Origin of the sequence: Enterobacter sp. RIT418 (genome assembly GCF_003057745.1) — a bacterium.
Lineage (GTDB): Bacteria > Pseudomonadota > Gammaproteobacteria > Enterobacterales > Enterobacteriaceae > Enterobacter.
Map to the genome: position 1 here is coordinate 1 of NZ_QBJD02000022.1, position 11,107 is coordinate 11,107.

General features: G+C 63.0%; 11 protein-coding genes and 2 pseudogenes. 5 read left to right on the top strand and 8 right to left on the bottom strand.

All coding sequences use genetic code 11. The annotated features are described in order from the left end of the window. Together DBY73_RS20050 and DBY73_RS20055 are read right to left on the bottom strand one after the other, a co-directional pair. On the bottom strand, positions 1 to 451 hold a 451-nt coding region (locus DBY73_RS20050; RefSeq protein WP_112013019.1), incomplete at its 3' end, for a hypothetical protein. Between the two features lie 214 nt (positions 452 to 665). After that, positions 666 to 740 (bottom strand): annotated as a pseudogene (locus tag DBY73_RS20055) (thioesterase); the annotation flags it as partial. Between DBY73_RS20055 and DBY73_RS22340 the strand changes: the two are divergent. After that, a pseudogene (locus tag DBY73_RS22340) lies at positions 738 to 875 on the top strand (M20 family peptidase); the annotation flags it as partial. The pseudogenes DBY73_RS20055 and DBY73_RS22340 overlap by 3 nt on opposite strands. A gap of 67 nt (positions 876 to 942) precedes the next feature. On the opposite strand, the gene entH reads toward DBY73_RS22340, so the two are convergent. From entH to entC, 5 genes are read right to left on the bottom strand one after another with little or no spacing between them, the layout of a single operon-like run. Next, complete coding sequence (gene entH, locus DBY73_RS20065) at positions 943 to 1,356, bottom strand: proofreading thioesterase EntH (protein WP_112012897.1); 414 nt, start codon at positions 1,354 to 1,356, stop codon at positions 943 to 945. 1 nt (position 1,357) lies between these two features. After that, positions 1,358 to 2,113 (bottom strand): 2,3-dihydro-2,3-dihydroxybenzoate dehydrogenase EntA, encoded by a 756-nt coding sequence (gene entA, locus DBY73_RS20070; RefSeq protein ID WP_112012899.1) that lies wholly within the window; start codon positions 2,111 to 2,113, stop codon positions 1,358 to 1,360. Beyond that, a complete protein-coding gene (locus DBY73_RS20075) occupies positions 2,110 to 2,964 on the bottom strand; it encodes an isochorismatase (RefSeq protein WP_112012900.1) in 855 nt (284 codons plus the stop codon). Before DBY73_RS20075 ends, entA begins: the two co-directional genes overlap by 4 nt. Before the next feature lie 9 nt (positions 2,965 to 2,973). Further along, positions 2,974 to 4,584: a (2,3-dihydroxybenzoyl)adenylate synthase EntE gene (entE, locus tag DBY73_RS20080; RefSeq protein WP_112012902.1), complete on the bottom strand. Its 1,611-nt coding sequence runs from the start codon at positions 4,582 to 4,584 to the stop codon at positions 2,974 to 2,976. Positions 4,585 to 4,593: 9 nt separating this feature from the next. Next, positions 4,594 to 5,769 (bottom strand): isochorismate synthase EntC, encoded by a 1,176-nt coding sequence (gene entC / locus DBY73_RS20085; RefSeq protein ID WP_112012904.1) that lies wholly within the window; start codon positions 5,767 to 5,769, stop codon positions 4,594 to 4,596. Positions 5,770 to 5,957: 188 nt separating this feature from the next. Between entC and fepB the strand changes: the two genes are divergently transcribed. After that, positions 5,958 to 6,917 (top strand): Fe2+-enterobactin ABC transporter substrate-binding protein, encoded by a 960-nt coding sequence (fepB, locus tag DBY73_RS20090; RefSeq protein WP_112012906.1) that lies wholly within the window; start codon positions 5,958 to 5,960, stop codon positions 6,915 to 6,917. A 34-nt stretch (positions 6,918 to 6,951) separates the two neighbouring features. Here fepB and entS read toward each other — a convergent pair whose 3' ends face one another. Then, entirely contained in the window at positions 6,952 to 8,199 is a 1,248-nt protein-coding gene (entS, locus tag DBY73_RS20095; RefSeq protein ID WP_112012908.1) for an enterobactin transporter EntS, read from the bottom strand. 108 nt (positions 8,200 to 8,307) lie between these two features. Here entS and fepD point away from each other — a divergent pair, with 108 nt between their 5' ends. Genes fepD through fepC form a run of 3 tightly spaced genes read left to right on the top strand, consistent with a single transcriptional unit; the run spans position 8,308 to position 11,098 of the window. Then, complete coding sequence (fepD, locus tag DBY73_RS20100; protein WP_112012910.1) at positions 8,308 to 9,312, top strand: Fe(3+)-siderophore ABC transporter permease; 1,005 nt, start codon at positions 8,308 to 8,310, stop codon at positions 9,310 to 9,312. Then, positions 9,312 to 10,301: an iron-enterobactin ABC transporter permease gene (fepG, locus tag DBY73_RS20105; RefSeq protein WP_112013021.1), complete on the top strand. Its 990-nt coding sequence runs from the start codon at positions 9,312 to 9,314 to the stop codon at positions 10,299 to 10,301. The genes fepD and fepG overlap by 1 nt, the downstream gene beginning before the upstream one ends. Continuing rightward, positions 10,298 to 11,098 (top strand): iron-enterobactin ABC transporter ATP-binding protein, encoded by an 801-nt coding sequence (gene fepC, locus DBY73_RS20110; RefSeq protein WP_112012911.1) that lies wholly within the window; start codon positions 10,298 to 10,300, stop codon positions 11,096 to 11,098. The genes fepG and fepC overlap by 4 nt, the downstream gene beginning before the upstream one ends. The last annotated feature ends 9 nt before the right edge of the window (positions 11,099 to 11,107 follow it).

Sequence of the window (11,107 nt, forward strand, 5' to 3'; positions counted from 1 at the left end):
ACTTCAAATGCGTGGCATACAAGACGCAATAGCCTGTTTTATCAGTTATCGAGAGTCTAAACTCATATGTTTCTCCTTTTTGAGGGATAAAGGTGTGCCCCACATCGCTGCAACCATAAATATATTTGAATCCAACCCGCGTTGGCGTCCCTGCATAAACTTTGGCATCATAATATGTTTCTTTATAACGCTCCGGATCGTTATTTACCTTAGGAAACCCCATGTCATGAGTTGGTCTTAAAATTACTAAGCTGGTGTAATCAACCGCTCCAGGCTTATTACCAAACTGACTAATAGTAAACCCAGGCGGGTTACCAATCATCCTCACATTAGCCGTATTTTCCTCTGATTCTGGCGGAGAAATATAAGGAACCTTCCCCCAATAAGTTGCACACCCAGATAATATTATGGTTACAGAAAACAATCCTGTAATATACCCTATCGATTTCATTGAAAATTCCCTTCATATAATTCCTGCGCGCAGGATAATCATAACGAGTCTTCTTGGCTATCGATATTGTATGTTCGGGATGTATTTTAGGAAAATTTTGCTCACAAATCCATCAGCATGAAACGCATTTCAACTCACTATGATTCATCTATAGCGAGTTATTCTCATATAGGGCCAACCCCAGCACCACCGTGCTCAACCAGCAGGTATAGCACTACCTTCCCTGCTCGTCGAACGTCACAATCTCCTGGCGCTGGCTGGTACGCCCCAGATGTAGCGGCTGGCACATACTTTACTCGGCATTCCGACCCTCGACGGCCTGGGGCCGATTGGCGCGGGCTTCCACAGCCCGGCGGAGTGGCTGGATAAGGCGTCGATTGAACCGAGGATTCGATTACTCAAACGCGTAGTCTCTATGCTTTAATTTTGCACCATACCGTCCCCTCTCCCCGTGGGAGAGGGTTAGGGTGAGGGCAGCAGGCCGCACAAAGCTACCCCAGCACCATCGTACTCAACCGGCACGTACAGCACCGCCTTCCCTGCTCGTCGAACACCACAATCTCCCAGCTCTGGCTGGTACGCCCCAGATGCAGCGGCTGGCACACGCCGCGCACCTTTCCCTGCGACACCGCCCGGTGGTGCGTGGCGTTCAGCTCGGTGCCCACCACGTTCTGCCCGTCGCGGGTCATCAGAAACCCGGCCATCGAGCCGAGCGTTTCCGCCAGCGCCGCGGAGGCGCCGCCGTGCAGCAGGCCAAACGGCTGATGGGTGCGCGCGTCCACCGGCATCTCCGCTTCCAGCGTCTCGTCGCCGATGCGGGTATAAACGATGCCGAGATGCGCCACCATCGTGTTCAGGCTGGTGGCGTTGAGCTCCTCAAGGGATAAATGCCGTTTCCAGATCATCTTACGCCCCCAGCGTGGAACCGCCGTCCACGACGATATCCTGCAGGGTAATATGGCTGGCGGCGTCCGACGCGAGGAACAGCACGGTGCTGGCAATCTCCTGCGGACGGGCGATTTTGCCGAGCGGAATGCCGAGCTTGAACTGCTCGCCAAAGCCGCGAATGCGCTGCTGTTCCGCGTCGTCGCGGGTCCACAGGGTGCGCTGCATGTCGGTGTCCGTTGAGCCCGGCGATACCAGGTTACAGCGCACGCCGCTGCCCGCCAGCTCCAGCCCGACGGTCAGCGCCAGGCTTTTGAGCGCAGCCTTCGACGCGCCGTAGGCGCTCATGCCGATGCGCGGGGTGTGCGCCGCGTCGGACGCCACGGTAACGATCGCCCCGCCCTGCTGGCGGCGAAACTGGCCCATCGTCTGCTGGAAGAGGTTAAACGCGCCGCCAACGTTGACCGCAAAGGTCTGCTGCCAGTCCTCCTGCGTAAGCTGCTCCGTCGCCCCCATGCGCAGAATGCCCGCCGCGTTGACCAGCACGTCCAGGCGCTCGACGCGGCCAAGCAGGCGCCCGCAAACGTCGCGGACCTGCACGGCGTCCGCCACGTTCAGCGTTTCGGTTGCGAACGGGTAATCGTCCAGCGGGAAGGCCAGGTCGAACCCGGTCACCCGCGCGCCCGCCTCGCTAAACGCCCGCGCGGTCGCGTACCCGATGCCTTTTCCGGCCCCCGTGACCCATACATTTTTGCCGGTAAAATCAAACGCCATCACTTCACCTCGCGGGAGAGCAGCGCCCACCAGGCGTCGATTGTTGGATTTTTTGCCAGCATCACGAAATCGATATCGCCGTGCACTTTGCGCCAGCGCGCGGCCAGCGCCATCATGCGCACCGAGTCCAGGCCGTAGTCGATCAGATTTTCATCGTCCATCGGCTCGTCGGATTCGTCCAGCAGCGGCAGCACCGCCTCGCGCAGCGCGGCTTTCGACGCCGGTACGGACGGCAGCAGCTCGTCGGTCATCACCACGCGGCCAGAACGCCCGGCCACATACTTGAGCGACATCAGGTGCTCGTCGCGGGTGAAATCCGCCAGCGCGTCGGCAATAAAGAACGGCTTGATGTCGCGCATAAAGGCGTCGGTGGCGGTGGTCATGCAGCCGATGTGCGCATAGACGCCTGTAATCAGCAGCTGGTTGCGGCCGGTCTCTTTCAGCATCTGCTCCAGCGGCGAGCGGTGGAACGCGCTGTAGCGCCACTTCACCAGCACGGTATCCGCCTCGTCGGGCGCAAGCTCGGCAACGATGCGCTGCTGCTCCGGCGAGCGGGTCAGCCCCGGCCCCCACATGTCGTTCAGCAGCGCGCGATCTTCATCGCTCTGCGCTTTCGGCTGGGCGGTGTAGTAGACCGGAATGTTGTGTTCTTTGCAGTACGCGCGAAGCTTAGCGATGTTCGCCACTACCTGCGCCATCATCGGGCTGTTTTCGCCCCAGAAGTTCAGGAAGTATTCCTGCATATCGTGGATCAGCAGCGCCGCGCGCTCGGGCTCAAACGCCCAGTTCACCTTGTTGGTCGGCAGCTCTGCCGCCGCTGGCAGCGCGTATGCGGTTAATTTTGGGATAGCCATATGTTTTCCTCAGCCCTGTGTGCGTTCCGCGAGCCACAGGCGCAGCTGTTTCTTATCGACTTTGCCAACCGGCGTGAGCGGAAGCGCGTCGACGCTCTCCACGCGGTCCGGCAGCTTAAATTCGGCAACGCCCTGCTCGCGCAGGAAGCGACGCACCTCGACCGCGCGCAGCGGCTGCTTCACCACCAGATACGCGCAGCTTTTCTCGCCCAGCAGGGCATCGTCCATGCTGACCAGCGCGGCGTGGATCACCGCCTCGTGGCGCAGCAGCAGGTTCTCGATCTCCTCGGCGGCGATCTTCTCCCCGCCGCGGTTGATCTGATCCTTCTCGCGTCCCTGCACGGTGATGTAGCCCTGCTCGTCGATGGCGATCAGATCGCCCGAACAGTAAAAGCCGTCGGCGTCAAAGGCGCTGGCGTTGTGCTCCGGGCTGTTGAAATAGCCGCGGAAGGTGTACGGCCCGCGCGTCATTAAGCGCCCCACCTGCCCGCGCGGCAGCGAATTGCCGTTCTCGTCGGCGACCCACACCTCGTCGTCCGGGCACATCGGGCGGCCCTGGGTGTTGATAATCCGCTCCGGCGCGTCGTCGAGGGCGGTGTAGTTCACCAGCCCTTCCGCCATGCCGAACACCTGCTGAAGCTGACAGCCGATCTCTGCCGGAATGCGTGCGGCGAGGGTGGCGGAGAGCCGCGCGCCGCCGACCTGAAGCAGCGTCAGGGAGGCAAGCTGCGCGTTGCCCGCGCCGTCGGCGATCGCCTGCAGCCACAGGCTGACCGCCGGGGGCACCAGCGAGGTGACGGTAATCTGATGTTTTTCAATCAGCGGGAAGCAGAGCGTGGCGCTCGGATCGTTCGCCAGCACCACGCGGCCGCCCGCGGTGAAAATGCCCAGCGACCCCGGCGAGCTCATGGCGTAGTTATGCGCCGCGGGCAGCGCGTTCAGGTAGCGGGTTTCGGCAGTGATGCCGCAGATTTCGTTGCTGCGGCGGATGCTGTAGTCGTAGTCGTTATGCGTGCGCGGGATCAGCTTCGGCGTGCCGGTGCTGCCGCCGGAGAGCTGAAAGAACGCGACCTCATCGGCGGGCGTCGGGGTCGGGATAAAGCCGTCCGCGCGGCGGGCAATCGCCGCTTCCAGCGCGCGTTCGCCGTTACCCCCGCGCAGGAGCACCGCGCGCACCGAGCGGTGTTCGTCTACAAAGGCGTTGAGGAAGTAATCATTGGCGAACAGGGAGTGATCGCGATCGGCAATCAACACGGTGGGCTTAATCTGCGCAGCGTAGGCGTTCAGCTCGCTGCGCTGATGGCTAAAGAGCGCGTTGACCGGCGCGACGCCAATTTGCAGCAGCGCAAAGAAGGTGATGTAAAACTCGGCCACGTTGCCAAGCTGGACCAGCGCGGTCTCGCCGCGCTTGATGCCCTGCGCCTGCAGCGCGGCGGCAAGGCTGTTCGCCGCCTGATGAAACTGGCGGTAGGTTAGCTGGCGCTCACCGTCGATAATCGCCACCGCGTCGCTGTCCGCTTTATCGGTCAGAATGTGGGTTAACGGCAGATCCTGCCAGTAGCCTTTTTCGCGGTAGCGGCGGGCAAAATCCTCGGGCCAGCGGGTAAACGGAATAGTCATGGGGATCCCTCAGTGCAGGCCAAAAACGTTCAGCATGGTGGAGAGTTTTACGCCGGTTTCCCGCCACTCGCCGATCGGAGAAGAGGCCGGAACAATGCCCGCCCCCGCAAACAGGCGAACCCGGTTTTCGCGCAGGCGCGCGCAGCGGATAGTGACCACCCACTCGCCGTTGCCCTCGCTGTCGCACCAGCCGACGATGCCGCCGAACAGCTCGCGATCGAACGGCTCCAGCTCGGCAATGAGTTCTTTTGCCGCCTGATGCGGGAAGCCGCTCAGCGCGGGCGTCGGGTGCAGCAGGCAGGCCAGCGTCAGCGCGTTTTCGTCGTCGCGCGCATCGCCCTCCACCGGCGTGGCCAGGTGCCACAGCGTCGGCGTGGCGATCAGCTGCGGTGAAGCAGGCATGCTGAGGTGGCGGCTGCGCGGGGCAAGGACGGCCTTCATCGCCTGGGTCACCAGGTCGTGCTCGTGGCGATCTTTTTCCGACGCCAGCAGCCTGTGGCCCGCCTCGCGGTCGAGCACGTCGTCCGGCTGGCGTCGCGCGGAGCCCGCCAGCGGCAGCGAGCTAAAATGCGTCCCCTCTTTGCGCAGCAGCAGCTCCGGGCTTGCGCCAAGCAGCACGCCGCCGTCTTCCAGCGGTACGTGGAAGTTATAGCTCGCCGGGTTCTGGACGATCAGGCGCTCCAGCAGGGCCCCGGCGTCAATGTTTGCGTCGGTGGCGATATCAATCAGGCGCGACAGCACCACCTTATTCACCTGCGGCGTGGCGGTCAGCGCCGCCGCGCGGGCCACCATCTCTTCAAATTCGGGCTGCGGCGGGATCTCGGTGCGCTGCGCAACCCTGAGCGCCTGCGCGCCGGAAAAATAGCGCGCGGACTGCTGGCGCGCCGGGCGCGAGAAGGTGTGCCACTGTTTGGGAATAAACAGGGAAGACGGCTTGCGGGTATCGAACGGAATAGCGCCCACCAAAATCGGGTGAGCAATGCCGCTGGCCTTTGCGTTCTGGAAAGCCTGAGCGAGCTTTTGCTGGAAGCGCCCGGCCGGATCGTCGCCGCCAAGGGCGGGTTCAGAAAAGCGGGCAAAGCAGCCTGACGTGGTAAAACTGCGGTAAGGCGACATAAAGAAAAAGCTGTCTGATTGCAGCGTGGTCGCGGTGTGCTGGATGTCCTCATCCAATGACGTATCCATATCATCCTCCTTAAAATGATAAAAGTAGCAATAATGATTATCATTTATATTTTCGACCGCTAACCTAATCCCACACCGCCTCACTGTCAACCGCCGAGCGCGCAACTTGTGCGACTATCGCTTGCATCGCGGCGGCGGAGTGATGAAAATGAGAAGCATTAACTTCAATAAAAACAGGATCACGTGCCGTGAAATTCTCCGCGCTTTGCCGAAACGCCCTTCTTTTCACCGGGCTTTTTGTTTTAGGACTTACCGCAGCTACCGCCGCCGACTGGCCTCGTGAGGTCACCGACGCCCGCGGCGTCCACACGCTTGAAAGCAAACCGACGCGCATTGTCTCCACCAGCGTGACGCTGACCGGCTCCCTGCTGGCAATTGACGCGCCGGTTGTTGCCAGCGGCGCCACCGCGCCCAACAACCGCGTGGCGGATGCGCAGGGCTTCCTGCGCCAGTGGGGAGAGATTGCGAAGCAGCGTAACGTTGCGCGGCTGTACATCGGCGAGCCCAGCGCCGAAGCGGTGGCGGCCCAGATGCCGGACCTCATTTTGATCAGCGCCACCGGCGGGGATTCCGCGCTGGCGCTGTACGATCAGCTTTCGGCCATCGCCCCGACGCTGGTGATTAACTACGATGATAAAAGCTGGCAGGATCTGCTGACGCAGCTCGGCGCGATAACCGGGCACGAGAAGCAGGCCAGCGCGCGCGTAGCAGAGTTTGATACGCAGCTGGCGCAGGTGAAACAACAGATGAAGATGCCGCCGCAGCCGGTGAACGCCATCGTCTACACCGCCGCCGCGCACAGCGCGAACCTGTGGACCGCCGAGTCCGCGCAGGGCCAGCTTCTGCACCAGCTCGGCTTCACGCTGGCAGAGCTGCCGGCCGGGCTGCATACCTCGACAAGCCAGGGCAAACGCCACGATATCATCCAGCTGGGCGGGGAAAACCTGGCAACGGGCCTGAACGGCGAAGGGCTGTTTCTGTTTGCCGGAGACGAGAAGGACGTCGCGGCGATTTACGCCAACCCGCTGCTGGCGCACCTGCCGTCCGTGCGGAACAAACGCGTCTGGGCATTGGGCACGGAGACGTTCCGCCTGGATTATTACAGCGCGATGCTGGTATTACACAGATTGAATACGTTGTTTAAGTAGGCATTATCCCTCCCTCTCCCTTCGGGAGAGGGCATCAGGCCGTACCGTCGTTCAACACAATCTCCTGCCTGAACCGGCGCAATTCCGCCAGCGTCACCAGTAAAATCATGCCAATAATCGCCAGGACAAACCCGCTGCTGCTGGCCGAGGCCACCGGCGTCATCACGGCTCCCAGCCCGCCGAGGATCGCCGCGCCAATGGCATCCCCCGTCACGTTCTGCGCGGTCCACAGGCCGTTGATGCGCCCCAGCATGCCTTCCGGCGTCTGGGTTTGAATCAGGGTGTACTGGAGCAGCGAACTCACGGCGCTCAGCCAGCCGAAAATCACCAGGCACATCACGCCCAGCGCCCAGACGGGCATCAGGCTAAAGAAGCCGATGGCGATAAACGACGCCAGCGTCGACGCCAGCATAATCAGCCCCGGGCGCGCGCTCTGCGCCAGGTTGCCGCTGGTCAGCGCGCCGAACGCAGCCCCCAGCGGAATAGCCGCATACAGAATGCCGATCTCCGAGGCGCTCATCCGCCACTCGCCCGCCAGCGCCGGGTACAGCACGCGCACCGCGCTCGCCATCGTCAGCAGGCCGCCGATCAGCGCAATGCCGCCGATGAGCGGGTTGCTGAAGAGAAAGCGAATCGCCGCCATCAGCGCCGTCAGCGGATGCTCGCGCGGCTGCGGCGGAGGCGACAGCCGCGGCAGGCGCAGCAGCGTTAGCGTGGTGATGAACGTTCCCGCCGCCGCCAGCCCGTAGTTCCACGCCACGCTGCCGGTTGCCAGCAATAGCCCGCCGACCATCGGCGAAATCACCGAGCCGAGGCGCACGGTGAGCATCGTAATCGCCCCCGCCTGCATCAGGTTTTCGCGCCCGACCAGCGCGGGCGTCGCCGCCAGCAGCGCCGTCACGCCAAGCGAGGCAAAAAAGCCGTCCCACAGGCCGAGCGCATAAATCGCTACCAGCGACGGCTCCGGCAGCAGGGCGTTCAGGCACAGCCCGACAAATCCGACGCCGCAGGTCCCGCGCGCCAGCAGGATAAGCGTCTTACGCTCGTAGCGGTCCGCCAGCACGCCGCCGACCATCAGGCCGATAAACATCGCTCCGCCGGTTAGGGTTACGGAAAGCCCCACCAGCCAGCTGGAGTGCGTCATCGCCTGGATCTGCACCGGCACGGCCACGCCGAGCAGGCCGAGGGACAAAATGGAGATAAAGCGGGCGATAAAAACGGCGCGATACGCCGGATGCGTTTTGAGCAGGCTGAGGTTAAGCAGCCAGGATTTTTGATTCATGACAAAGCCTTGAGTCTATTTCTACCCATTCCATGGGCGCACATGCTAACATAGCCAAATAAGATAGATAACGATAATCACTATCATTATCAAATCATGGATGTTGCTATGTCGTTTTCCTCTTCGGCGGTGCGCGCCCTTGCCGTGCCCGTTTTATTGCTGCTGCTAATCCTTGCGATTGCACTCAGCCTGCTGGTCGGCGCGAAGCCGCTGCCCGCTTCCGTTATTTTCGACGCGCTCTCCGGCACCTGCAGCAGCGCCGACTGCACCATCGTGCTGGACGCGCGTCTTCCCCGCACCCTTGCCGGGCTGCTGGCCGGCGGCGCGCTCGGCCTTGCCGGGGCGCTGATGCAAACCCTTACGCGCAACCCGCTCGCGGACCCCGGCATTTTGGGCGTGAACTCCGGGGCCAGCTTTGCCATTGTTCTCGGCGCGGCGCTGTTCGGCCTTTCGTCGCCCACCGAACAGCTGGCGATGGCGTTTTGCGGCGCGCTGGCGGCGTCGCTGCTGGTGGCCTTTACCGGCAGCCAGGGCGGCGGGCAGCTTAGCCCGGTGCGCCTGACGCTGGCAGGCGTGGCGCTGGCCGCGGTGCTGGAAGGCATGACCAACGGCATCGCCTTGCTCAACCCGGACGTCTACGATCGGCTGCGCTTCTGGCAGGCGGGATCGCTGGATATCCGCACCCTTGAAACCCTCAAAGTCGTCGTCATCCCGGTAACCCTCGCCGCCGCCGTCGCGCTGTGCTTAAGCCGGGCGCTCAACAGCCTGAGCCTGGGCAGCGACACCGCCACCGCGCTCGGCAACCGCGTGGCGCGCACGCAGCTCATTGGCCTGCTGGCGATTACCGTGCTGTGCGGCAGCGCCACCGCTGTCGTCGGCCCGATTGCCTTTATCGGCCTGATGATGCCGCACATGGCGCGCTGGCTGGTCGGGGCGGATCACCGCTGGTCGCTTCCCGTCACGCTGCTCGCGACCCCTGCCCTGCTGCTGTTTGCCGACGTGCTGGGCCGCCTGCTGGTGCCGGGCGAGCTGCGCGTGTCGGTGGTAAGCGCCTTTATCGGCGCGCCGGTGCTGATCTTCCTTGTACGACGCAGGCGCGGAGGTGGCACATGATGGGCCCGTCTCGTCGTTTAATCACCAGCGTCGCCCTGCTGGCTCTCGCCATTCTGCTGCTGGCCGTCTGGAGCCTGCGCAGCGGTGCGGTGACGCTCGATTTTACCCAGGTCTTTAGCGCGCTGGTCGGCCATGCGCCGCGCAACATCACCCTCGTCGTGACCGAGTGGCGGCTGCCGCGCGTGGCGATGGCGATTCTGGTCGGCGCGGCGCTCGGCGTCAGCGGCGCGATCTTCCAGTCGCTGATGCGTAATCCCCTCGGCAGCCCGGACGTCATGGGCCTTAACACCGGAGCGTGGAGCGGCGTGCTGGTGGCGATGGTGCTGTTTGGCCAGCACCTGACGGCCATCACCCTGACGGCGATGGCGGGCGGGATTTTAACCTCGCTGGTCATCTGGGCGCTGGCCTGGCGCAACGGCATCGACACCTTCCGCCTGATCATTATCGGCATCGGCGTGCGCGCCATGCTGATGGCGTTCAACACCTGGCTCCTGCTGCAGGCCTCGCTGGAGACGGCGGTCTCGGCCGGGCTGTGGTACGCCGGTTCGCTCAACGGGCTGACGTGGGGCAAGGTTTGGCCCGCCGCACCGCTGATAATGCTGATGTTTATCGGCGCGCTGCTGCTGGTGCGCCGCATGCGCCTGCTGGAGATGGGCGACGACAGCGCCTGCGCGCTGGGCGTGAGCGTCGAGCGCTCGCGGCTGATGCTGATGCTGGTGGCCGTGTTGCTCACCGCCGCCGCCACGGCGATTGCCGGGCCGATTTCGTTTATTGCGCTGGTGGCCCCGCACATCGCGCGGCGGGTCAGCGGCACGGCGCGCTGGGGCTTAATGCAGGCGGCGCTGTGCGGCTCATTGCTGCTGCTGGCCGCCGATCTCTGCGCCCAGCGTCTGTTTATGCCTTATCAACTTCCGGTGGGCGTAGTGACCGTCAGCCTCGGCGGGATTTACCTCATCGTCTTGCTCGTTCAGGAGTCACGCAGGAAATGACCGATTCAACAACCCGCTTGCGCGGCGAAAGCTTAACCCTCGGCTACGGCAAAAAAATCATTGCCCGCGACCTGAGCGTTTCCATTCCGGACGGCCACTTTACGGCGATTATCGGCCCGAACGGCTGCGGCAAATCAACCCTCTTGCGCACCCTCAGCCGCCTGATGACGCCAACCGAGGGCTGCGTGTTCCTCGACGGAGAGCAGATCCAGCGCTTTGCCAGCAAAGAGGTGGCGCGGCGCATCGGGCTGCTGGCGCAAAACGCCACCACGCCGGGGGACATTACGGTGCAGGAGCTGGTCTCCCGCGGGCGCTATCCGCACCAGCCGCTGTTCACCCGCTGGCGCAAAGAGGACGACGCGGCGGTCACCCGCGCGATGCAGGCGACGGGGATAACCGACCTTGCGTTGCAGAGCGTGGACACGCTTTCCGGCGGGCAGCGGCAGCGGGCGTGGATTGCGATGGTGCTGGCACAGGAAACGTCGATCATGCTGCTGGACGAGCCGACGACCTGGCTGGACATCAGCCATCAGATCGATCTGCTTGAGCTGCTGAGCGAGCTGAACCGCACGCAGGGCTATACCCTGGCGGCGGTGCTGCACGATTTAAACCAGGCGTGCCGCTACGCCACGCACCTGATTGCGCTGCGCGACGGCGAGATCGTTGCGCAGGGCGCGCCGAAGGAGATAGTAACGCCAGAGTTGATCGAGCGGATCTACGGCATGCGCTGCATGATTATTGACGATCCGGTGGCGGGCACGCCGCTGGTGGTGCCGTTGGGTAAACGTGCGGTTTGATGCCCTCAC